30 protein-coding genes are annotated in these 20,483 nt (G+C 39.8%); 27 read left to right on the top strand and 3 right to left on the bottom strand.

The annotated features are described in order from the left end of the window. The first annotated feature begins 162 nt into the window (after positions 1 to 162). From EWE74_RS08815 to EWE74_RS08765, 11 genes are all read left to right on the top strand, one after another. Positions 163 to 807 (top strand): SCO family protein, encoded by a 645-nt coding sequence (locus EWE74_RS08815; RefSeq protein WP_130141203.1) that lies wholly within the window; start codon positions 163 to 165, stop codon positions 805 to 807. 14 nt (positions 808 to 821) lie between these two features. Next, positions 822 to 1,202: a hypothetical protein gene (locus EWE74_RS08810; protein ID WP_130141202.1), complete on the top strand. Its 381-nt coding sequence runs from the start codon at positions 822 to 824 to the stop codon at positions 1,200 to 1,202. 93 nt (positions 1,203 to 1,295) lie between these two features. After that, complete coding sequence (locus EWE74_RS08805; protein WP_130141201.1) at positions 1,296 to 2,141, top strand: FixH family protein; 846 nt, start codon at positions 1,296 to 1,298, stop codon at positions 2,139 to 2,141. A gap of 28 nt (positions 2,142 to 2,169) precedes the next feature. Further along, positions 2,170 to 3,042 (top strand): MbnP family protein, encoded by an 873-nt coding sequence (locus tag EWE74_RS08800; RefSeq protein ID WP_130141200.1) that lies wholly within the window; start codon positions 2,170 to 2,172, stop codon positions 3,040 to 3,042. After that, the gene (locus tag EWE74_RS08795) at positions 3,042 to 4,163 is read left to right on the top strand and encodes a cytochrome-c peroxidase (RefSeq protein WP_130141199.1); all 1,122 of its coding nucleotides are present in this window, start codon (positions 3,042 to 3,044) and stop codon (positions 4,161 to 4,163) included. Before EWE74_RS08800 ends, EWE74_RS08795 begins: the two co-directional genes overlap by 1 nt. A gap of 5 nt (positions 4,164 to 4,168) precedes the next feature. Beyond that, entirely contained in the window at positions 4,169 to 5,068 is a 900-nt protein-coding gene (locus EWE74_RS08790; protein ID WP_239018602.1) for an MbnP family protein, read from the top strand. Between the two features lie 15 nt (positions 5,069 to 5,083). Further along, positions 5,084 to 6,151, top strand: coding sequence for a cytochrome-c peroxidase (locus tag EWE74_RS08785; protein ID WP_130141198.1), 1,068 nt, complete (start codon positions 5,084 to 5,086; stop codon positions 6,149 to 6,151). Positions 6,152 to 6,161: 10 nt separating this feature from the next. Continuing rightward, positions 6,162 to 7,112: a transporter gene (locus EWE74_RS08780; protein WP_130141197.1), complete on the top strand. Its 951-nt coding sequence runs from the start codon at positions 6,162 to 6,164 to the stop codon at positions 7,110 to 7,112. A 23-nt stretch (positions 7,113 to 7,135) separates the two neighbouring features. Beyond that, complete coding sequence (locus tag EWE74_RS08775) at positions 7,136 to 7,630, top strand: c-type cytochrome (RefSeq protein WP_130141196.1); 495 nt, start codon at positions 7,136 to 7,138, stop codon at positions 7,628 to 7,630. A gap of 16 nt (positions 7,631 to 7,646) precedes the next feature. Continuing rightward, on the top strand, positions 7,647 to 8,372 hold the full coding sequence (locus EWE74_RS08770; protein WP_130141195.1) for a superoxide dismutase: 726 nt from the start codon (positions 7,647 to 7,649) through the stop codon (positions 8,370 to 8,372). A gap of 22 nt (positions 8,373 to 8,394) precedes the next feature. Beyond that, a complete protein-coding gene (locus tag EWE74_RS08765; RefSeq protein ID WP_130141194.1) occupies positions 8,395 to 9,162 on the top strand; it encodes an MbnP family protein in 768 nt (255 codons plus the stop codon). 260 nt (positions 9,163 to 9,422) lie between these two features. Here EWE74_RS08765 and EWE74_RS08760 read toward each other — a convergent pair whose 3' ends face one another. The 3 genes from EWE74_RS08760 to EWE74_RS08750 form a co-directional block, all read right to left on the bottom strand. After that, on the bottom strand, positions 9,423 to 9,599 hold the full coding sequence (locus EWE74_RS08760; RefSeq protein WP_206365191.1) for a hypothetical protein: 177 nt from the start codon (positions 9,597 to 9,599) through the stop codon (positions 9,423 to 9,425). Positions 9,600 to 9,670: 71 nt separating this feature from the next. Beyond that, positions 9,671 to 10,717: a nucleotidyl transferase AbiEii/AbiGii toxin family protein gene (locus EWE74_RS08755; RefSeq protein WP_130141192.1), complete on the bottom strand. Its 1,047-nt coding sequence runs from the start codon at positions 10,715 to 10,717 to the stop codon at positions 9,671 to 9,673. Positions 10,718 to 10,743: 26 nt separating this feature from the next. Next, positions 10,744 to 11,469, bottom strand: coding sequence for a DUF6577 family protein (locus EWE74_RS08750; protein ID WP_130141191.1), 726 nt, complete (start codon positions 11,467 to 11,469; stop codon positions 10,744 to 10,746). Positions 11,470 to 11,617: 148 nt separating this feature from the next. Here EWE74_RS08750 and EWE74_RS08745 point away from each other — a divergent pair, with 148 nt between their 5' ends. From EWE74_RS08745 to EWE74_RS08680, 16 genes are all read left to right on the top strand, one after another. Then, complete coding sequence (locus tag EWE74_RS08745) at positions 11,618 to 11,809, top strand: hypothetical protein (RefSeq protein ID WP_130141190.1); 192 nt, start codon at positions 11,618 to 11,620, stop codon at positions 11,807 to 11,809. A gap of 237 nt (positions 11,810 to 12,046) precedes the next feature. Continuing rightward, a complete protein-coding gene (locus EWE74_RS08740; RefSeq protein ID WP_130141189.1) occupies positions 12,047 to 12,928 on the top strand; it encodes a hypothetical protein in 882 nt (293 codons plus the stop codon). Positions 12,929 to 12,941: 13 nt separating this feature from the next. Continuing rightward, on the top strand, positions 12,942 to 13,133 hold the full coding sequence (locus tag EWE74_RS08735) for a hypothetical protein (RefSeq protein WP_130141188.1): 192 nt from the start codon (positions 12,942 to 12,944) through the stop codon (positions 13,131 to 13,133). Between the two features lie 227 nt (positions 13,134 to 13,360). Next, positions 13,361 to 13,672 (top strand): hypothetical protein, encoded by a 312-nt coding sequence (locus EWE74_RS08730; RefSeq protein WP_130141187.1) that lies wholly within the window; start codon positions 13,361 to 13,363, stop codon positions 13,670 to 13,672. Between the two features lie 74 nt (positions 13,673 to 13,746). Then, positions 13,747 to 14,079 (top strand): ArsR/SmtB family transcription factor, encoded by a 333-nt coding sequence (locus tag EWE74_RS08725; protein ID WP_130141186.1) that lies wholly within the window; start codon positions 13,747 to 13,749, stop codon positions 14,077 to 14,079. Between the two features lie 70 nt (positions 14,080 to 14,149). Beyond that, positions 14,150 to 14,614 (top strand): DUF6428 family protein, encoded by a 465-nt coding sequence (locus tag EWE74_RS08720; protein WP_130141185.1) that lies wholly within the window; start codon positions 14,150 to 14,152, stop codon positions 14,612 to 14,614. A 19-nt stretch (positions 14,615 to 14,633) separates the two neighbouring features. Next, positions 14,634 to 15,248, top strand: a complete 615-nt coding sequence (locus EWE74_RS08715; RefSeq protein ID WP_130141184.1) for an arsenate-mycothiol transferase ArsC — start codon at positions 14,634 to 14,636, stop codon at positions 15,246 to 15,248. Positions 15,249 to 15,251: 3 nt separating this feature from the next. Beyond that, positions 15,252 to 16,298, top strand: a complete 1,047-nt coding sequence (gene arsB, locus EWE74_RS08710; RefSeq protein WP_130142334.1) for an ACR3 family arsenite efflux transporter — start codon at positions 15,252 to 15,254, stop codon at positions 16,296 to 16,298. A 483-nt stretch (positions 16,299 to 16,781) separates the two neighbouring features. Beyond that, the gene (locus tag EWE74_RS08705; RefSeq protein ID WP_130141183.1) at positions 16,782 to 17,264 is read left to right on the top strand and encodes a CPBP family intramembrane glutamic endopeptidase; all 483 of its coding nucleotides are present in this window, start codon (positions 16,782 to 16,784) and stop codon (positions 17,262 to 17,264) included. A gap of 630 nt (positions 17,265 to 17,894) precedes the next feature. Continuing rightward, positions 17,895 to 18,017 (top strand): hypothetical protein, encoded by a 123-nt coding sequence (locus EWE74_RS21435; RefSeq protein ID WP_262708741.1) that lies wholly within the window; start codon positions 17,895 to 17,897, stop codon positions 18,015 to 18,017. A 60-nt stretch (positions 18,018 to 18,077) separates the two neighbouring features. Next, a complete protein-coding gene (locus EWE74_RS08700; protein ID WP_130141182.1) occupies positions 18,078 to 18,596 on the top strand; it encodes a hypothetical protein in 519 nt (172 codons plus the stop codon). A 110-nt stretch (positions 18,597 to 18,706) separates the two neighbouring features. Further along, on the top strand, positions 18,707 to 18,883 hold the full coding sequence (locus EWE74_RS21090; protein WP_165384676.1) for a hypothetical protein: 177 nt from the start codon (positions 18,707 to 18,709) through the stop codon (positions 18,881 to 18,883). Between the two features lie 58 nt (positions 18,884 to 18,941). Next, a complete protein-coding gene (locus tag EWE74_RS08695) occupies positions 18,942 to 19,124 on the top strand; it encodes a hypothetical protein (protein WP_130141181.1) in 183 nt (60 codons plus the stop codon). A gap of 95 nt (positions 19,125 to 19,219) precedes the next feature. After that, positions 19,220 to 19,675 carry a helix-turn-helix domain-containing protein gene (locus EWE74_RS08690; RefSeq protein ID WP_130141180.1) on the top strand — a complete coding sequence of 152 codons (456 nt, stop codon included), beginning with the start codon at positions 19,220 to 19,222 and terminating at the stop codon, positions 19,673 to 19,675. Next, positions 19,665 to 19,847: a hypothetical protein gene (locus EWE74_RS08685; RefSeq protein WP_206365190.1), complete on the top strand. Its 183-nt coding sequence runs from the start codon at positions 19,665 to 19,667 to the stop codon at positions 19,845 to 19,847. Before EWE74_RS08690 ends, EWE74_RS08685 begins: the two co-directional genes overlap by 11 nt. A 101-nt stretch (positions 19,848 to 19,948) precedes the next feature. Further along, positions 19,949 to 20,483: hypothetical protein (locus EWE74_RS08680; protein WP_130141179.1), on the top strand; the 535-nt coding region annotated here is incomplete at its 3' end.

The raw sequence follows: 20,483 nt of genomic DNA, 5'->3' as shown, positions 1-20,483 counted from the left end.
ACCAAATATACATTTTATTGCTGTTAAATATCGATTGAATACCTCAAGTTTCCCCTACAACATCCGATATGCACGAAAACCTAAACACGTAGCACGCTTATGTAAACCACGAAAGCCATATAGTGTGGTAACTTTGCAAAGTTAATAAAATAGCAGAGAGCAATGTCTTTTCAAATTTTCAAAATCCTGCCATTGGGCATATTATTTCTCGCCTCTTGTGGTCAACAACGCGATGATAAGGATCTTCCTATTATGGGCGAGAAAGAAATCGTTTCAATGGTGAAAGATGGCAAGACGGTTAATGACACGATCTACCACAGCATACCTGAATTCCGTTTTGTGGATCAGGACAGTGTATGGATTTCCAATGAAGATGTTGCTGATAAGATCTACCTGGCAGATTTCTTTTTTACACGTTGTCCGACTATATGTCCGCTACTTGCTAAAAATATGTTGACCATCGCAAAAGAGTTTGAAAACGAGGAGCGTTTAGTGATATTATCGCACACCATTGATGCGAAACACGATACGCCGGCTGTGCTAAAAGATTACGCCACTAAACTTGGTGCACCGTCAAACTGGCACTTCTTAAATGGCCCACAGGAGGCTGTCTATCACATTGCAGGAAAAGAGGGTTACTTTTCGTATGCGGAGGAAAACCCCGACATTCCCGGAGGCTTTGATCATAGCGGTGCATTTACATTGGTGGACACTAACGGACACGTAAGAGGAGTTTACGATGGCACCCGTGAAGATGAATCGAAAAAGGCCATAGAAGACATCCGTAAATTATTAGCACAATTTTAAAGATATAAACTAAATTGAAAAGGATAATTTCATTCCTGTTACTTGTATCTCTCGCTTACCAATGTTTGGGAAGTATGGGGGTATTTGTGTGGTTTGAAAGCAACCGATCCTATATCGCAAACGTATTGTGTGAAAATAGGGCAAAGCCGGAAATGCATTGCAATGGTCAATGCGTACTGATGAAAAAGCTCAAAGCATTGGAAGAGAAATCATCCGATAAAAGTCTTCCGCAGAACGCAAAACACGAAACTTTTCTCTGCGTGATGCAGGAATGGCTGGTGATGCCCGAAAGCATATCCATCCAGTTAGTGAACAAATACGTATCCTATTATAAAGCTTACTACAGTTTTATACATTTCAAGAATAACTTCCGCCCTCCTCGATTCAACGCCTAATTTTTTCTATAAGAATTAATAGTGCTGTATTGACCTAAGAGGCTTTATACTCGATGGGTAATACAGCGATTTTGGCATTGAATAAAATCGAGAATGAAACCATTTTACTTTGGAAAGTCATCCATGCTTTTTAGCGTAATGGCTATGGCATTGATATACAGTTTGACCGGGTGCGGAAACAATACACATAACCAACAGCAAGAAGGCACTGTTGACACGGCAGGTGCTTTGGTTGATATAACCGCTTTGACAAAAATAGCAGATACGACACTGACAGACAAAAAGATCAGTGTACTGGTACAGGACAGCCTGACCAGCAAAAACGAAACCATCTACATTCAGGTCACGGATCAAGACGGGAACCCTGCTACTGATGCCCAGCTTGACTATAATGTTGTCATGGATATGGGTATGATGTCGCACGGAGGACCATATTACCCTTTGGTTAATCTGGGTAATGGTCTTTATAAAGCTGAGGTAGTCTTTATCATGGCCAATATGAAGGATATGGGCAAGGGTTGGGTATTGAATACTATCCTCAATAAAACAGATAGTTTATCCTTTCTGCTGCCCGTTTCAGAGGCAAAGTATGCAAGGACTATCCCTGTTGGTACCAAAGATGATGGCCGTGTGTTCGTTAGTCTATTGCTACCCAATGAAGTAAAAACAGGAAGTCAGCCCATTGACTTCACACTGCACAGAATGGAGCATGAGGTTTTCCCACCGCTGGACAACTATACGGTAGAAATAGAGCCTTTTATGCCGGATATGGGACATGGTTCACCTGATAATAAGGCTGCCGTAGGCAAAAGTAATGGACGGTATAGTGGGATAGTCAATTTCACCATGAAAGGCCCTTGGACAATCAAAGTGAATCTGTTCAAAAAAGGAGAAAAAGTATCACAGGAGGAACTGGTATTTCCTGTAGAAGTTAAATAACAAATCAATATATACAATAACAAGAAAAATGAAAAAGCAGAATTTATTTTTTGCAGCCGTTGCTGCGCTGGTATTCACATCCTGTGAAAAAACCGAAATTAAAGAAGTTGAAAAGATTGTCTACGCAGACCAAGCAGGATCTTTATCGTTGACATTTGATGCCAAATATGGCGATTCAGATTTTGAACTAAATAAAAAATATCCCTATCAATTAATTAATTCGAGTGGAACCTATGATATGGAATTCGAATTTAGCCGTCTACGTTATTGGGTGAGCAATGTCAAATTGATCGATAAAGACAATAAAGAACATGCGATACCGGAATCTTATTATTTGGTGGAGGAAACCAATGAAATAGCTGTACAGCATTTGGTCAACGGAGAAAAATACCCCGCAACAAAGCGTGAGGAAGTGACGATCAAAGATATCCCTTCAGGAGAATATAAGGCTATCAAATTCTCTATCGGTGTCGATCAAAAATATAATGACAATATTGCTTTGACTGCTGGCGAACTGGGTTCGTTGAACGGTATGGGAGTTAGTGACGGTTGGATGTGGTTCACCAGTTACAAATTCCTAACCGTCGCTGGAACTATTCATTGGGCAGGTGGTACACCGACTTCAAAAGCGCTGTCTTGGGAAACTGGCTCAAATGCTTTGTTTGATGGTGGCGAAAAAGCCGTAGAACTGACTGCGCCGCTAAAAATTGATGCCCAAAACTCTGGAAAAATCACTTGCAACGTGGACGTAAAAGAGTTGCTATCGGCGACCGATCTACCGTGGGTCAATAACAGTATCAGTCAAAACAAAAAAGACCTGATGATAGCTCTTCGCGATACGTTTTTGAGCAAATCGTTGACATTCAAAGAAGCAAGTTCTGTTTCCGTGGAAGCAAATTAATGTATATCACAGTAAGAAAAAAACATATCATTGGAGTCTTCGCCTTTTTGGTGGGATTGTTCGTCCTATTATCCTGCGCTAAGGATTATGAACCGTCCCTGATCGAAGAGGAGGAGACTCCTTTTGCTTTTCGTCAGCCTGCATTCTTCCCCAAAGCGGTCGAATCCGCTATTGATCCCAAGACTGGTCTACCATCCAATCCACTGACTAAAGCGGGGGTTGAATTGGGCAGAAGACTTTTCTACGACCCTCTTTTGTCTGCTAACAAACAAGTGTCATGTGCAAGCTGCCACCACCAGGGAAAAGGTTTTTCTGATGGCGTGGCACTCACCACAGCGGGTGTATCGGGTAAGCCTTTGGAGCGACACTCGCCCACATTGATCAATCTCGCATGGACAGACCAGGGTTTCTTTTGGGACGGCGGGTCGACCAATCTGGAATCCCAGGCATTTGGTCCGCTGACACATGCCGACGAAATGGGCATGTACCTACCGGTGCTGGTGGAGCGTTTGCGTGCGGATGCTACTTACGTGGAGTTATTTCAGAATGCGTTTGGAGAGCTGCCAAGCGAGCATCGGACGGCCATGGCGCTATCGCAATTTCAGCGCATACTGATCTCGGCTGACTCCCCATACGACCTATATCGGCGTGGAGAACAGTCGGATGCGCTATCTGCCAATCAGCTTCGTGGACTAAATCTGGTTCGACAAAAGTGTAGCAGTTGCCATGCAGGGGAACTTTTTACAGATAATGGCTTTCACAATAACGGTATAGACGATGATTTTGGTGATGGATCGCATGAGGGCATTTATTGGGGAAGATACCGTATTACCTACAATCCATTGGATTTGGGCGCTTTCAAGACGCCCACGCTACGCAATGTAATGGTTAGCGCACCCTATATGCATGACGGGCGCTTCAAAACAATAGATGAAGTACTCCATCATTATCGATTCGGCATCAAAGACACACCTGTTACCGATGCTGCATTATACCAGAACAATGACAAGGTAGGGATACCTATGACAGACCAAGAGGTCAAAGACATCAAGTCATTTCTACATGCACTGACCGACGAGAAATTTTTAAACAACAGGGAGTTTTCAGACCCCTTTAAATAAATGAGATGAGAGAGAAAATGATGAAACGAGACTGGAAGAGCATGGTGATCGCCTATATAGCGTGCTGCCTGCTGCTATCAGCCTGTAAAAAGGACGAAGATATTATCGATGAGAATAAGATGGGTGATTTTTCCATTGAATTTGACCACATCGTCGGAGAAGACCGGTTCTATATCGATCCCAGCTATCTGTACCGAAACGCAAAGGGCGAACAGTTCAGCATACGTATCCTGATGTACTATATCAGCAACATCAAGCTATATAAAGCTGACGGAAGTAGCTACACCGTTCCGCAGGACGATAGCTATTTTCTAGTGGACGGATCCGATAGATCGACACGCTTTACGAAGGTCAAGGTTCCCGAAGGAGACTATACAAAAGTTGAATTCCTGATCGGGGTCGATCAGGAAAGAAACATGATGCCGATGGAACGCAGAACGGGGGTGCTGTCCTTTAATCCCGGAGAAGGACATGCAGGCATGTTCTGGACATGGAGCCAGGGATATATATTCTTCAAGCTGGAAGGGAACAGTGATGTGGTGTCGGACGATCAGCAGGGCGATCCGACGGGGAACAAACAGTTCAAATATCATATCGGAGGTTTTGGATATCCATTTGATGATCCAGAAGCGATGAATAATATTAAGGTGATAAGCGTCGACCTTACGAAGACAAGCGGTGATCATTTGGCTCATGTACGGGAAGGATTAAGAAGCAATGTGCATCTGATGGTGGATGTGATGCAGATATTTAATGGCCCGAACCAATGGAGCATTGCGAATAAACCCAATGTGATGTTCAACAAAGAAGATAGCGGTAAGATTGCCGGGAATTTTGCATCCCTGTTTACACACGACCATAGTGAAAACTATGTGAAAAGTGAAGCAGAGCTATCCTCTAACTAACAATATCAAAACGAGATGAAGAAGATATGGGTACTTACTTTAATTCTAGGCCTGATATGGGCCTGTAAGAAAGCAAATGATATCATAGAGGAAGAGGACATATTTGCAGGTTTTGTACAACCTTCCAATTTTCCGAAACCTGCTTATGACCTTTCTCGAAATCCAGTGACCAAAGACGGCTTCGAATTGGGAAAAAAACTTTTCTATGAACCACGGCTTTCCCGAAATAATACGATTGCCTGCGGGAGCTGTCATATACAGGGCGCAGGATTTACGCACCATGGGCATGACGTAAGCCATGGGATCGATGACCGTCTGGGGACGCGCAACCCCATGCCGATCATGAACCTCGCCTGGCACAGTGAATTCTTTTGGGACGGAGGTGTATTTGATCTTGACTTTTCTCCGGCAAATGCGATACACAGTGAAGTGGAGATGGACGAGACGGTGACCAACATCCTGCTTAAATTAAGGGCACGCCCGGAATATCCCGCTCTCTTCAAGAAAGCTTTTGGAACAGAGGAAATTACCGACGTCCTGTTTTTTAGAGCACTATCACAGTTCATGCTTATGGCGACGAGCAGTGATTCCAAATATGACAAGGTGATGCGCAAAGAAGATGGCGCATCATTTACAGAGTCGGAAGCTCGGGGTTACCTGTTCTTCAAGAATAACTGTGCAAACTGTCACAAGGAACCTCTTTTTACGGATCTGAGCTATCGCAACAACGGAATTCGTCCCAACCGTAGTGATGATAAAGGACGTGCCATAGTGACCGGAAATGTAAATGATGAATACAAATTCAAGGTGCCATCCCTGCGCAACCTTTCCTTTACAGCACCTTATACACATGACGGACGTTATCTGACTGTGAGCAGGATGCTCGACCATTACCGTCATGATATGGTGGATTCACCGACATTGGATTCCTTGTTCCGTCAAGCGGACAGTAGCTTGGGCATCACCATGACCCAAGAAGAGAAAGCAGATTTGATGGCTTTCCTAAAAACACTGGAAGACCCGACCTTTCTGTCAAACAAATTACTCGCAGAGCCATTTGGTTCTGATTTTATCGTTAATTAATGATTAAGATATGAAAAAGAAAATTATACTATTGGTTTTGTCCGCTGTTGCACTTTTTGCAAATATACCGAAGTCGGCAGCCTGTGATGTCTGCGGATGCGGTGTAGGAAGCTACTATATGGGGATCTTGCCGGACTTTAATAAGCGTTTTATTGGCTTACGTTATCAGCAGAATAGGTTGCAGACCCACTTGGGTTCAAACGGCATCCGTACGCCTAATTCAACGAATGAGACATATCGTACAATGGAACTTTGGGGGGCTTGGAACTTTGGGGAACGCTGGCGCGTGATGGCGATCGTTCCGTATAGTTTTAATGAGCGTACTATCGGTAACAGCAACATGGAAACCGGCAAGAAGAACGGTCTCGGGGATGTTGTTTTGATGGGGCATTACAAACTTTTGGATGATGCCCGCACGACAGCATCTTACAAACTCCTGATGCAATCCCTTTGGATTGGCGCCGGGATCAAAACACCTACAGGGCAGTATGATACCAGTGAGCAATCCAGTGCAGAAATGGGCGCGCCAAACAATTTTCAGCTGGGCACAGCGAGTGTCGACTTTATGGTAAACGCCGCTTACGACATCCGCTTGATGGATGCCGGTATCAATGTGAATGCGACATACAAGATCAATACCGAAAATAAGCACGAATACCGTTATGCCAATAAGTTTACCCTCAATGCTTTGGCGTACTATAAGTTTAATATTCAGAACAAGGTGAGGATCTCTCCAAATGCGGGTGTGCTTTATGAAACGCAACCCAAAGACGTGCTTTACAACCGTTTTGATGTAGCCCAGTCCGGTGGACACTCCACGATGGGTATTGCAGGTGTTGAAGTCAATGTCGGCAGATTATCTATTGGCGGAAACTTTCAGACACCGATCAGCCAAAATCTTGCAGATGGACGTATAAAAGCGGAGAATCGTTTTATGACCCATGTATCGTTTTCCTTTTGATTTCACTACTATAATAAACAGATATGAAGAGATTAAGTGTTTTATTAGCCGTTGGTGTTCTCGCTACGGCTATTGCCTGTAACAACAATCCGAATACAAACAGTTCGGAAACTCAATCAGAGTCGAATACAAAGGACAAGCCCAAAGAAATGGTGATCCATGATTATCTTAAGGAGGGAAACAAAGGGATCGGGCCTATCACATCCTTTGCACAGCCAGTTTTTGACCAAGCTGTGGCAGATGAGGGCAACAAGCTGTTTATCGTTCGATGTACCATGTGCCACGAATACGGCGAAGATAAACTCGGCCCGGCGTTAAAAGGTATAACGAAGAAAAGAACGCCGGAATGGATTTTAAACCTGATGCTGAATACCGAAGAAATGTTCGAAAAAGATCCGGATGCATTAGTCCTAAAAGACAAGTATGAAAGCATGATGGTCAGTGTAGGTCTGAACGAACAGGAAGCGAAATCCATATTGGAATACTTAAGACAGGAAGACGCAAAAACGAATTTATAACAAAAATCTATTTATCATGAAAACCACAAATAGAAGAAACTTTGTAAAAGGAAGTTTAACACTCGCTACGGGTCTATTACTGGCCAATAGGTCATTTGCAGATAATATTGTAGGGGCAGCGGTAAACAGTAATTTTAAGTTCGAGCTCGCAAAGCTTACCTATTCATTTAATGATCTTGAACCTGTGATTGATGCATTGACTATGCAGATCCACTATGAGCGTCACTATGGTGCCTATGTGAAAAATGCCAATGAAGCGATATTGGAAGAAAATATATCGGTTACCGATGCAAAGGATCTGTTTTCGCATATATCAAAATATTCGGCAAAGCTCCGCAACAATTCGGGAGGCGCATTCAACCACGAATTATTTTGGTCTATCCTCCGTAAACCGTCGCAGAACAATCTGCCGACCGGAAAACTTGCCGAAGCAATCAACAGCAGTTTTGGATCTTTCGAGTCGTTTAAAGAAGAGTTTTACAAAGCCGCATTGAGTCAGTTCGGCTCAGGATGGGCATGGCTGGTAAAAGACGGCAATCAGTTAAAAATCGGATCAACACCCAATCAGGACAACCCGTTGATGGATGTGTCTCCATTTAGAGGAACCCCTATTTTGGCCCTCGATGTCTGGGAGCATGCTTACTACCTGAACTATCAGAATAAGCGGGCCGACTATATCCATAATTGGTGGGAAATCATCAACTGGCAAGAAGTAGAAAACCGATATCGTACATCCAAATAAATTATATAAATACAATTAACAAATGATCAAAAAAAGTTTTTTATCCATCGCACTATTGGCGATAATGGCATCTTGTTCTAAAGACACAGAACTTGTAGAAATAGCGGGCGGAAATCTTTCCGTTGAATTTGACAATGTAATGGGCAACCAGGACTTTGCACTTGATAAACCCTTCGACGTGAACGGTAAAACATATACCTTCGACAGTTTCAGATATTGGGTAAGTAATATCCGCTTGCAAAAGCAGAATGGTGAATGGATTGAAATCCCAAATTCTTACTACCTGATCGAGGAAACCAAAGACATTGCCATTCAAGACGGTGCCTATACGTATCCTGCAAGAAAACGGGAACAGATCGATTTAAATAATCTCCCTTTGGATACCTATACAGCGATTGAATTTGGCATCGGTGTGGATAGCGAACTGAACGACAATCTTAGTATGACCGCAGGGGAGCTTTCCGCCATGACAGGTATGACCAATATTTCATGGATGTGGCACACGAGTTATATCTTCAGTTCATTAAAAGGTATGGCAGAGGATGGTACAACTAAGGTCGTTAAAATTGAAACCGGTCTGAACGATAATTATCGGAAAGTGAAAATTGACCTTAAATCTCCTATTAATCTTGGAGAAACAACCCCTTCTAAAATCGAGCTTAAAAGTGATGTCCTTACTCTTCTACAATCATTCGACAGTTGGGAAGTACCTGTTGTGGGAGCACAACAACAAGATCAGATGAAGGCAATAGCAGATAATTTTTCTGCTAAATTTTTTACGTTAAAATAATCATATAACCATGTTATTTAATATTAAGTCACACATATTTGTCGCTCTTTCGATAACATTCTTGTCTATAGGCTGTTCCGACGACAGTCCGGTCGTAGAGCCGAACCCGAACAAATCTCGAAACATTTTTTAGAAGATTTGGAGAGATTAACAACAAAGGACTCTTTCGATTAACTTTACCAAAAGCCTTACTTTGGTAAAGTTAATGTTGTTTTATCGACTTTTTTGGGAGTGTAAAACAAACTGTGTCAATGGCTGACTTACCGCCCCGCGGGGCGGTAAGTCAGCCATTTTAATTTTTCAGGAATAGGGCTTTTATATTCCTTTCTTGATACTTTCCATTCTTCTTCTTTATCTGCAAATATCTTCATAAAAAGCATCCATACCATCTGGGAGATACGTTGAGCGTCTCCATCAACCCCCTCATCCTTTCTCATTATGTTTCTTATGGATCTTATTATAGTTGTAATATTCATTGTATTTTAATGATGTTATTTCTTAAATCTATTTATTTTACTAAACCAATACCCTTATACCAATAGAAAAACGCTTCCGGATTGGTCTTTTTTAATTTGTTTAATTTATTGTAGGTTGAATCTTCAATCAACCAATCTTTGATTTCCAGGGGATTTTTAAAACGTTCAATTCCCTGATTTTCTTTATTCAGCAATGAAGTCAGATACGCAACTTTAGCTGATGCTGTTATGGCTTCTTCGATTGAGAAACGGTCAATAATGAAATTCGTGAAATTCTTAATGCCCAATTGCAAGTGTTTGAACTCGTCAGATTTTGTATCCCTTTCTGCCAATGTGTAACAAGCCAGCCAAGTGTCTTTTAGGACATCGTCAGCATCCATATTTAATTTTCGATAGCCGATTTCTTCCTGTACGACTCTCGAATAACTTTCTTTTATTACGTTGAGGTCAGTTATCTGGTCAAACAAAAAACCAATATCATACAACTGTTTAATGATTTCGACAGGACGATTTTTTGAATATAATATACCTGTAGTTTTCGGAGCGAAAGCCGTTAGCTTATCTCCCAAAATAGCCTCAAACGTTGGTAATACAACTATCGTATCTTTTCCCGACGTGGCTAACCAACTATGATTTATTGGATATTCTTTCGTTTCAGGATATGGATTAGGTGTATATAACAAATCCAATAATATCGGTTCTTCGTGACCATCTACAACGCTTTTATAAAATATCTTAAAATGTCCGATAGGTGCATCAGGAGTATGTTTTCTGTTGTTGTCATCTTCCCAACGAATAAACATTTCCAATTGGCTAAACTTTTCTAAAATCGCCTTGATTTTATCTTCTGGCTCTTCTGTAATGATGTCAATATCTATCGAAAACCGCTTAGGTGTTTCCGTAGCTAAAAGTAGAGCCGTTCCGCCTTTAAACACAAAATTCAGATTATTCAATTGCAATTGCTCCAAAAGTGTTAAAGCGTATATTACTTTTTCAATCAGTTTTGGGTCAATGCGCTTTCCCAACTTATTTCGTAAGTCGGTAATCCATTCAATTGTGTATGATTTTGTATCTATCATATTTTATATTATTGGCACAAATAAAGTTATTTTGCCAAACTTATATTTATCAGTTTTTCAATTTCATCTTCTCTATTTCTTCGGACGGCATATCTACGCATCTTTAATTCGTTTAAAGTGTATTTCTGAATTACACTCCGCATAATAAATTCCTTTTCATTTTGCTGTGCCGAAAAAAGTGTTGTATCAATCAACATGTCCACCAATAACTTTTCCAATGCAGGGATACTAATTTTATCTTTTTCTATTATAGGAGACTCCGAAACCATATTCTTCACAATAAGAACTTCATCTTGGTTATGAATATAACGGTCAAATATTTCCTCATCAGGATTAAAGAAAACGTTTTTATTGCTTTCTGTAAGAAAATTAAATACAGATTCAGACGCATCTTTTTCTACTTCTATAACAACATAATGTTTAAATGGCTGGTGACGCATAAAATCATTCAACCATACCGTATCCCAAATACAAAAATTGATATAAGGAAATTCACGCTTTACCTTATTAAATACTCTCTTTAAATTATTTGAAATATTGGGTTGAAAAGGGATGTTGCTATCCATCTCATAAATCCCTCTGGAAGGGGCATTGATAATTCCCTCTTTTTTTAGTTTGGACAGATACATATTGATCGTGTTATCAGACCAGGATGGAAAATCCTTTTTTATTGATCCCACAAGTTTCTGCTTGGAAAGCCTTTCACTCTCCTTGAAATAGCGACTGATATGTTTTTCTAACGTTTCTGCCAAAATCGTTTTTTTATGGTAAATGTAACATTAATTCATATAAGTTCGGCATAAAAAGTTTATTTTGTCAAAGTTATATTTCAATTAAGTTTTGTTTTTCAACGTTTTTAAGTCTGTGTTTTGCTGTAAATTAACGTCTAAAAATGATTTTATGAAAAAGGGTAAAACACCAGAACAGAATCTTGAAGATATTGACAAGATTTATGAAAAGTTGGAAAAGGAAAAAGAAGATCGTTTGATAGACCTTATTGTCGAGATAATTGTAAGTTCTACAATGAGAGAGTACTATGAGAGTATTGATTCTAAAGATAAGCTTACACCAAATAATAAAATAGATGAATAACTCTTAAAATTCATTCCAAAAGAAAAAACAGAAAAAAAGAAAGCCTTTCTAACAACGGATGCAAGCCAACGAAGCACTATAAGTCCCAGGGTGGATTTGTTCTGCTCATACTTTGAAACCTCCGCCCAAACCCCCACTTTTCTTCCTTTCAGCCTTTTTCCGCGGGGACGAAACTGCTGTTTTTCTACTGTTCAACATTTTTTTTGGAATTCTCCGTTCACATGTAGCATATTTGCTGTGGAATTGCTCAAAGGAGCGTTTGAAGAGAATTTTGCTGATTTTCTAAGATTTCTCTATCCTAACGCCGACCATATATTTGACTTTTCCAAAAGCATACAGTTCATGGACAAAGAGCTGCTTGCGATCGTGCCTGACAGGGAGCGGAAGAAAGGTAAACGAGTAGCCGATCTTCTGGCAAAGGTCTTTCTAAAAGACGGTACAGAAAAATATATCCTGCTTAATACAGAGATCGAGGGTGGGCGCGATGCAGAATTTGCAAAACGCGTCTATCAGTATAACTATCGCATTTGGGACAGATACGATATATCTGTAGCGACTATTGCCGTCTATACAGGTAATCGCAACCAACCCAAACCCTGCGAGTACAGCCTCGAGGTATTGGACACGTCGATCCGTTTCCAGTACCGGACATATCACATCTTTGATCATAGTGAGGACGAATTGTTGGCTATGAACAATATCTTTGCTTTTATAGTCCTAGCATGCCAAAAAGCATTGCTGGAGGGCAAGGTGCCAGACGAGGAATTGGGTGATGATAGGCTGAGTATGGCGAAAACATTGATCGGGCATAATTACGATAAAGATCGCATCACGAATTTCCTTATTTTTCTCAAAAATTTTTTGTATATTAATAATCCGAAAATAAATAGTAAATTTGATCAAGAGATCATTCAATTGACAGGAGGTACAATCGATATGAGTGTTATAGAGATAGTAAAAAAACAGGAGAGACAGCAAGGTGCACAGCAAAAAAGTTATGAATTTGTTGAAAATCTAATTAGACAGACCGACTTCGATGATGCAAAGATTGCATCATTAGCAGTGGTTTCTCTCGGCTTGGTTAAGAAAATCCGTTCTGACCTAAAAAGAAGAAGATAGATTTTCTCAATGTATGAGCATTATAGAAATAGTAAAAAAACAGGAAAGGCAACAGGGGAGACAACAAGGACGTTTGGAAGAACGGGCAAAAGCTGAGGCTGAGAAACTGGAATCCGCATTAAATTTTAAAAAGATGGGCGTTCGGGTTGAAGATATAGCTAAAGGACTGGGACTCACCGTTGAACAGGTCGAAAAACTGAAATAGTTTTTTAGCCATAAATAATATATAGCACAGGCGCTTTCTGATAAAGGAAGCGCCTGTTTTAATTTACGATCTAGATTATAACACATAGCCAACACTGTTTAAGTCTAGGGATTTTAGGTGAGGGGTTTGCTATACGTTAGATTTCTGTAATGCTCTGTTTTTTAATAAGATATTATGAAGTAAGGGGTTAAATTATTAACTTCACCATACAATTAAAACCCAAAGCTATGGTAAAGATACAAACATCTAGTAAACATCAACTCGGTATCTCCCAACTGAAAGAGGCCATCACGCAAACGAAACAGCTCGTTCAAGCAGAGCAATTTGCGGCCGCAGTCTACGCCACTACGTCAATCATAAAAGAGCTTTTCTTTTGCGGATTATTGTGCGGACCAACGAAAAGATCAAAGATATACCGCGAGTACGAAGTAATGGTGAGCGATATAAGCCAACTGTGGATACCTGTAGTGGATAGCTTTGCTCTTGAAAGGACACTCGGAGAAAAGCTATTTGAATCGCTAATATCCGATAAATTATGAATAATGGTAAAGGATGGAATTCATTTTGATATTCAAAAATATTATCGTAATATTGCGATATTAAATTAGGGACGATGGGACTGACAAAATCAGAAATATTCACGGACGAACAGAACAGATTGGCTTCTTTGTTCAAGGTTTTAGGACATCCTGCACGGGTCGCCATTCTCCAATATATCATCAATCAGAAAGCCTGTATCTGTAATGATTTGGTTGATGAATTGGGCTTGGCACAGGCAACCATTTCACAGCACTTAAAAGAGTTAAAGAATATAGGTATCATACAGGGAACAATCGAGGGCAAATCCGTATGCTATTGTATTGATGAAAAACTGTGGAAGCAAATTCAAGAGGAATTTAATGTGTTCTTCAATCAAGAGGTAAAAGTAGCAAGTTGCTGTTCATAGTATTTTTTTGACCCTTATCATCGTGATATTGCAATATATAGTTTAATGTAAAATTTCAAATCATATTGTTATGAAACTATCAACGATCAAAGAAATCCTGCCAACATTGGACAATGTTGAATTTCAATTAGAGAACGGAACTTTTGTTCCCGAACATTTCCACGTCACGGAAATAGGACAAATCACCAAACATTTTATTGACTGCGGTGGTGTAGTCCGTACAGAAAAAGCGGTAAACTTCCAATTGTGGGATGCCAACGACTACAACCATCGGTTAAAGCCGACCAAGCTATTGAACATTATCAAGCTGTCCGAAGAAAAATTGGGCATTGAAGATGCCGAAATAGAGGTGGAATATCAAAGTGAAACGATTGGCAAATTTGACCTGGATTTTGCCGGCAAGCATTTCATCCTAAGGAACAAACAGACGGCTTGCTTGGCAAGTGATGCCTGCGGTATTCCTGCGGAGAAACAAAAAATAAAATTATCGGAACTGAACAGCACGTGCTGTACACCTAATTCGGGATGTTGCTAAACATTAAAGACCAATCGCAATGTATAAGAATTTAGCTGAAACCATAAGGGGGATTATTGACGTCCGAACCATAAGCGAGGAACGCAAAACCATACTGCAACCGCTGATAGATTATGTACAGCAGAACGAAAATAGCGGAGCGAACATAAACATCAATTTTATCTGTACCCATAATTCACGCAGAAGCCATTTAGCACAGGTATGGGCGCAGGTCGCAAGTGCGTATTTCAATATCCCGAACGTATATTGTTATTCGGGCGGTACAGAAGAAACAGCGCTATTCCCAAAAGTAGCGGAAACATTGACAGATCAAGGTTTTGATGTTTCCAAGATTGCAGAAACCGATAATCCTGTATATGCCATTAAATACAGCGATAATACGTTGCCCATCATTGGTTTTTCCAAAAAATACGATAGTCCTTTCAACCCTGAATTGGCATTTGTCGCCGTTATGACCTGTTCGCAGGCAGACGGCGGATGCCCATTCATCGCAGGTGCGGAAAAGAGAATACCTATCACATTTGAAGACCCCAAGATTTCGGACGGTACGCCCGAACAAGCACAGGTATACGCCGAAAGGAGTTTGCAGATAGCAACAGAAATGTTCTATGTTTTTTCAACGATTAAAAGTTAGATGATGCAACCGAAACTAAAATTTCTTGACCGTTATCTTACTTTATGGATATTCCTTGCAATGGCAACAGGTGTAGGCTTAGGATATCTCTTTCCGAACATTTCCAATTTTACCGACGCTCTATCCTTAGGCACGACCAATATCCCTTTGGCGATAGGGCTTATATTGATGATGTACCCTCCGTTGGCTAAGGTGGATTATTCATTGTTGCCCAGAGCTCTTAAAGACACCAAAGTAATCGGTATATCCTTATTGCTGAATTGGGTTATCGGTACAATATTGATGTTCGGCTTGGCCGTTCTGTTCTTACGGAACGAGCCGGATTATATGACGGGGCTTATATTGATTGGTTTGGCAAGATGTATCGCAATGGTCATCGTGTGGAGTGACTTGGCAAAAGGGAACAGGGAGTACACGGCATTATTGGTAGCTCTGAACAGTATCTTTCAGATAATGACGTACAGCTTCTTTGTTTGGCTATTCATCAACGTACTGCCGAACAAATTAGGCTTAGCCAATTTCAGTGTAAGCGTATCCATGAAAGATGTAACCCAAAGCGTATTGATTTATTTGGGTATTCCTTTTTTTGCAGGTTTTATAAGCCGTTATGCGCTTGTAAAATCAAAAGGTATAGCATGGTACAATAGAAAATTCATATCCAAAATATCGCCGATTACCTTATATGCTTTATTGTTTACCATCGTGTTGATGTTCAGTCTGAAAGGCGATAAGATATTGGAGTTGCCAATGGATGTGGTAAAAATCGCTGTACCGTTAATCATTTATTTTGTGCTGATGTTTTTCGTGAGTTTTTTTATCAACAAGTCATTGAATGTTCCTTATGACAAAAACGCATCCATCGCCTTTACAGCCACAGGGAATAATTTTGAGTTGGCAATAGCCGTATCGATTGCTGTATTTGGTATTCATTCACCACAGGCATTTGTGGGCGTTATCGGCCCACTTGTGGAAGTGCCAATATTGATACTTCTGGTAAGAGCAAGTTTGTGGTTGAAAAAGAAATATTACAATCCTAAGTCTTCTATATAGACGGCTTAGATATTACGGCGGGTCTTAAATACAAGAAATCTGGTTGTCCATTAAAACCTAATACTGCTTGTTTTCCATATAGAAGACGAGCAGTATTAATATTGCTTACGAAAATCTACATAATATCTTCGCACAACTTGATACAGTGCCTCGTATCCGCCCGACGAATTACAGGTTGTTTGATTTCTTGAAGTTCTGCGGAAAAATATCTTTCAGGCATTTGTCACCTTGGCCATATTTTTCCTGCTTAAATTGATATGTAAAAATGCTGTCAGTTTGTCTCGGAATGAAACTTTAAATAGTCTATTGGTATATGGACTTCCGACTATTATCCTTCTCGGAAGTATAATATGGTTAGGAAAGAAAAATATCATAGATTTAGTTTCGATAGAAAATAAAAAAGTAAAAATAAAAGATGTATTGATAAGTATATGTATAACCTTGCTTATCTTTCTAAATCCCTTTCTAAGTCAATTCTCTATCATGAGTGAAGAAGCCCGAAATAGCTTTATTGGGACTCTGGTACCAGGAGATTTTTATGTTTTTCTAACAATGGTAATTGTGGCGCCAGTATTTGAAGAGTTGCTTTTTAGAGGAGTTATTTTTAGGGGATTAAAGGAAAATTATCCGTCGTTTTGGGCTTTTACTATTTCGGCCTTATTTTTTGGTCTTCTCCACACTAATATTATCACTTCTATTATTTTAGCACTATTTTGGTCTTGGTTATACTATAATACAAAGAATATTTCTGTCTGCATTATCTCCCATGCAACTTGCAATCTAATAGGCTTTGTATTGCGCGTTTATATTCAAAAAGGCAATGATATCAATATATTTTACCCTATAGAAGAACATTTATACCTGATTTCTATAGGCCTTACATTTATGGCGGGCCTATTGTTCTTTATTATGTTCAAGCGATTAAAATATCATCAAATGGAGGAAAAAATAATAGATGCTATTTAGTATGTGTTTTCTCAATATAACTTTAATAAACTTAAAGCATTTTCGGTATAATCGTCCAGCTGATATAACCAATTTGATTCACCAAACAGAAAATGCAGGTGACGTCAGGAATTCGATAATTTACATTGTAAAACCCCAATCTTTTATATAAATAATAAAAAATTAATAGCAGTAACAAAACAGCTAAAAGTTTTAAAACCACAAAATCGATGGTCACGGGCGTTGAAAACAGTAAAGCGATCGTCATTATATATATCGCTAGCCTTGCTAGACCCAAATTACGTTTCAAATATGCTAACATAAAGTATCTACTATTTATTCAGAGAATTCTGTAGTTAAATTGTCGTTGTGTAAAACTATAGCAAAGGGAACTGTTTGGCAAAAAAGCTGCGTTATCGTTATGTTTAGTTTTTGTTATGTTCTCCTGTTATTTTATTCTTACGTTTCCGCCCAAACCGCTACTTTTCTCCCGTTCAGCCTTTTTCCGCGGGGACGAAACTGCTGTTTTTCTACTGTTCAACATTTTTTTTGGAATTCTCCATTCACATGCAACATATTTGCTACGTGATCACACAGCAATCTATCCAGGATCGATAGGTGCTTTTTATAAACCAAAATAATTAATTGAACATGGAACAATTTATTCATGAAATCCAAAATGTAGCGCAGGTTGCTTCGAATATACTCGATGCAAAAGAAGGTCTTGATCTACTGATCGGCAGCGAGGGCAAATGTAATTTTTACTACATTTAGAACGAGCTAAATCTATCCGAAGGGTGATCCGGACACTCTTTTAACTAACTAAAGCTATATATGAACAGCACACCAAATACTTTACCGGCAATACCTATTAGAAAGGATGATCACATCGTTTGGAACCAGAGTGTCAAACTAGCTTCCATGCTGTACCACTGGAAATTGGTAGACAGCTACGAATCCATACTACGGCTGGTACACATTCAGCAACGCTATCTTCGACAAGAACCATTCAAACACGACAATACCTTCCTACCACAATTGGAAGAACAGCTACCCAAGGTGGATGGCCACCGTATATGGGCATGCTTCCATATCGGCCCTTATGCGATCATGGCGCGAGCACTTATTCGGCTAGGATATGGTATTGCGATCTTACTTAAAGACGACGTGTTCGAAGAGCAATATCCCATGTATATGCAGCAGTTCAAAAGAAGTTTCGGACGGGAGCCAAATGCGGGCGAACTGCAGTTTGTAAGATCCAGCGGCTCAAAATCCCTTATACAGCTAAAGCAACTTTTGAAAAGAGGCTACCACGTTATCTGTTATGTCCGGCCTTCGCGTTCTTCGGTGTAGATGCCATATCGAGAAAAGGTCAGGAAGCATTTTACCGCGCACGGTACCTTCTTTTTGCAATGTCCACCTCAGGTAATTCATTTGACCTATTCGTCAAAAATGAGAGCAGGATGCTTTCAATTGACGAACGTGATGATGCTGAGAGTACCTGGGTTCAATCTTATGCGTTTGATAACTATAATTTTGATGAAATTCAGCAGCACGTAGAGAAATATCTAATCGAAGAGCTTTCCTATTTTCAGAAGAATTTTCATGTAGAGTTGGAAGAATGGGAGAGAGAACTGTAGCTCTCATACCCCTAGTAAGAAGCATCTGAATGAAAGTGTCTATATACATGTTTCGCAGATGCGATCTGTCGATCTAGAAGCACTGAAGATAGAGATTGATCCAGAGCTGGATCGGAACATGCGGAGAAATCTTAGGGGAGATGATGTTATTGAGAAGCTGCAGCACAGCCGGAAAGAGGATTCCAATATTTTTGATATCGACAAAGCTTTTGCAGAGGAGATAAGAGCTATTATTGAGTGATAAGGTTACTGAAGTAATGTTATCAATAAAACATTTTTTTTCGTTTATTTCGAATATTTCGTTTATTTTTGTGATGAAAAAGAAAGACGATCGACATGGAAACCTTAGATAGAATTAACAAACCTTCAAAAGCAGAGCAGAAAGTTGCAATGCAATCATACGATTCATTGGCAGCTGTTATTGAACAGCTAAGTGCAGAAAAGACTCAAATTGAAATAGAAGAGACTAAAGACAAAATAGTGGTGCCTTTACGGGCGCTTAAGCTATTTGGCGGTATTCTGAAAGCTATGTCCGAGGGAAAGCCGATCTCGATTGTGCCGCTCGCTACGGAGGTGACTACGCAAAAGGCTGCCGAAATGCTTGGCTGTTCCCGCCCTCATTTAGTTAAGCTACTTGAAGAAGGCAAGATTCAATATACAAAAGTAGGAAAGCACCGCAGAATAGTTTTCGAAGATGTGGTAGAATACAAAAAGCAGATGAAAGCTGAGCAGAAAAGCCACTTGATCGATATGATGAATCTTGACGAAGATCTTGGGCTCTATGATTCATAGTGTAAGATTTACGGATGTACTGGATACAAATGTCATCTATCCGGTCATTATACGTGATCTCTTGCTTTGGTTCGCACATTATGACCTCTATACTCCAAAATGGAGCGCAAATATCTTTGACGAATGGAAAACAGTTATGATGTGGAGAGGTATTTCGGAGGAATATGCTTGAAACCAAAAATGCCTCATAATAAATGAGTAAAGGAAATAATTCTTATTATTGTTGTATATTATACCGTTATAAGCTATTAACACCAACTTGAACTTTTGAGAATGAAGAAGATAGTCCTTTTAATTTATACCATTTTTAACTTAACATTGCTGTTTTCTCAAGAGAAGACTATTATCGAATTACAAAAAATTGACGGTTATGGTCCTCACGGAAAGACTTCATTCGGCATCAGTGAAAAACGAGATAGTGAACGAAGAGAATTATATCCCTCCGCTAAAAATATTCCCGAAAACTGGAACGATGTTCGAGAATATTATTATGAATTAAATCCAAATCAGTTAATCTACCAATCAGCACATCTATTGGATACTATGAGCTCAAGTCTAGCCAAACTACTTGAAACGGAGGACATTGACCTGAAAGACTCGGTGAATTACGCAAAAGAACCTCTGGCTTGCGGGATTAATGTCGTGATAGGGAAAGATAGTCTGGGAATGCATTATATAATCGATAGAAATCAGAATAACGATTTTGGCGATGATGTGGTGAGGCCTGTTGTTGGAAGAAATACTTCATCCTCCGTACCAAATAATCCAGACTATGTTTTTTATCAATACTGGTACGACGGCAAAGTTC

It is taken from the genome of Sphingobacterium corticibacterium, from assembly GCF_004208525.1.
Lineage (GTDB): Bacteria > Bacteroidota > Bacteroidia > Sphingobacteriales > Sphingobacteriaceae > Sphingobacterium > Sphingobacterium corticibacterium.
Note: the sequence above shows the minus strand (reverse complement) of the source record. Positions and strands in the feature narration are given on the sequence as shown.

What these genes read in the sequence shown, in the direction of transcription:
- EWE74_RS08725 (WP_130141186.1), top strand. Translation starts at nt 13,747, where the DNA reads ATGGGACTGACAAAATCAGAAATATTCACGGACGAACAGAACAGATTG.
- EWE74_RS08690 (WP_130141180.1), top strand. Translation starts at nt 19,220, where the DNA reads ATGGAAACCTTAGATAGAATTAACAAACCTTCAAAAGCAGAGCAGAAA.
- EWE74_RS08730 (WP_130141187.1), top strand. Translation starts at nt 13,361, where the DNA reads ATGGTAAAGATACAAACATCTAGTAAACATCAACTCGGTATCTCCCAA.
- EWE74_RS21435 (WP_262708741.1), top strand. Translation starts at nt 17,895, where the DNA reads ATGGAACAATTTATTCATGAAATCCAAAATGTAGCGCAGGTTGCTTCG.
- EWE74_RS08760 (WP_206365191.1), bottom strand. Translation starts at nt 9,599, where the DNA reads ATGAGAAAGGATGAGGGGGTTGATGGAGACGCTCAACGTATCTCCCAG.
- EWE74_RS08770 (WP_130141195.1), top strand. Translation starts at nt 7,647, where the DNA reads ATGAAAACCACAAATAGAAGAAACTTTGTAAAAGGAAGTTTAACACTC.
- EWE74_RS08780 (WP_130141197.1), top strand. Translation starts at nt 6,162, where the DNA reads ATGAAAAAGAAAATTATACTATTGGTTTTGTCCGCTGTTGCACTTTTT.
- EWE74_RS08815 (WP_130141203.1), top strand. Translation starts at nt 163, where the DNA reads ATGTCTTTTCAAATTTTCAAAATCCTGCCATTGGGCATATTATTTCTC.
- EWE74_RS08790 (WP_239018602.1), top strand. Translation starts at nt 4,169, where the DNA reads ATGAGAGAGAAAATGATGAAACGAGACTGGAAGAGCATGGTGATCGCC.
- EWE74_RS08715 (WP_130141184.1), top strand. Translation starts at nt 14,634, where the DNA reads ATGTATAAGAATTTAGCTGAAACCATAAGGGGGATTATTGACGTCCGA.
- EWE74_RS08720 (WP_130141185.1), top strand. Translation starts at nt 14,150, where the DNA reads ATGAAACTATCAACGATCAAAGAAATCCTGCCAACATTGGACAATGTT.
- EWE74_RS08805 (WP_130141201.1), top strand. Translation starts at nt 1,296, where the DNA reads ATGAAACCATTTTACTTTGGAAAGTCATCCATGCTTTTTAGCGTAATG.
- EWE74_RS08785 (WP_130141198.1), top strand. Translation starts at nt 5,084, where the DNA reads ATGAAGAAGATATGGGTACTTACTTTAATTCTAGGCCTGATATGGGCC.
- EWE74_RS08735 (WP_130141188.1), top strand. Translation starts at nt 12,942, where the DNA reads ATGAGCATTATAGAAATAGTAAAAAAACAGGAAAGGCAACAGGGGAGA.
- EWE74_RS08700 (WP_130141182.1), top strand. Translation starts at nt 18,078, where the DNA reads ATGAACAGCACACCAAATACTTTACCGGCAATACCTATTAGAAAGGAT.
- EWE74_RS08800 (WP_130141200.1), top strand. Translation starts at nt 2,170, where the DNA reads ATGAAAAAGCAGAATTTATTTTTTGCAGCCGTTGCTGCGCTGGTATTC.
- EWE74_RS08775 (WP_130141196.1), top strand. Translation starts at nt 7,136, where the DNA reads ATGAAGAGATTAAGTGTTTTATTAGCCGTTGGTGTTCTCGCTACGGCT.
- EWE74_RS08795 (WP_130141199.1), top strand. Translation starts at nt 3,042, where the DNA reads ATGTATATCACAGTAAGAAAAAAACATATCATTGGAGTCTTCGCCTTT.
- EWE74_RS08685 (WP_206365190.1), top strand. Translation starts at nt 19,665, where the DNA reads ATGATTCATAGTGTAAGATTTACGGATGTACTGGATACAAATGTCATC.
- EWE74_RS21090 (WP_165384676.1), top strand. Translation starts at nt 18,707, where the DNA reads ATGCTTTCAATTGACGAACGTGATGATGCTGAGAGTACCTGGGTTCAA.
- EWE74_RS08695 (WP_130141181.1), top strand. Translation starts at nt 18,942, where the DNA reads ATGCGATCTGTCGATCTAGAAGCACTGAAGATAGAGATTGATCCAGAG.
- EWE74_RS08745 (WP_130141190.1), top strand. Translation starts at nt 11,618, where the DNA reads ATGAAAAAGGGTAAAACACCAGAACAGAATCTTGAAGATATTGACAAG.
- EWE74_RS08765 (WP_130141194.1), top strand. Translation starts at nt 8,395, where the DNA reads ATGATCAAAAAAAGTTTTTTATCCATCGCACTATTGGCGATAATGGCA.
- arsB (WP_130142334.1), top strand. Translation starts at nt 15,252, where the DNA reads ATGCAACCGAAACTAAAATTTCTTGACCGTTATCTTACTTTATGGATA.
- EWE74_RS08705 (WP_130141183.1), top strand. Translation starts at nt 16,782, where the DNA reads ATGAGTGAAGAAGCCCGAAATAGCTTTATTGGGACTCTGGTACCAGGA.
- EWE74_RS08755 (WP_130141192.1), bottom strand. Translation starts at nt 10,717, where the DNA reads ATGATAGATACAAAATCATACACAATTGAATGGATTACCGACTTACGA.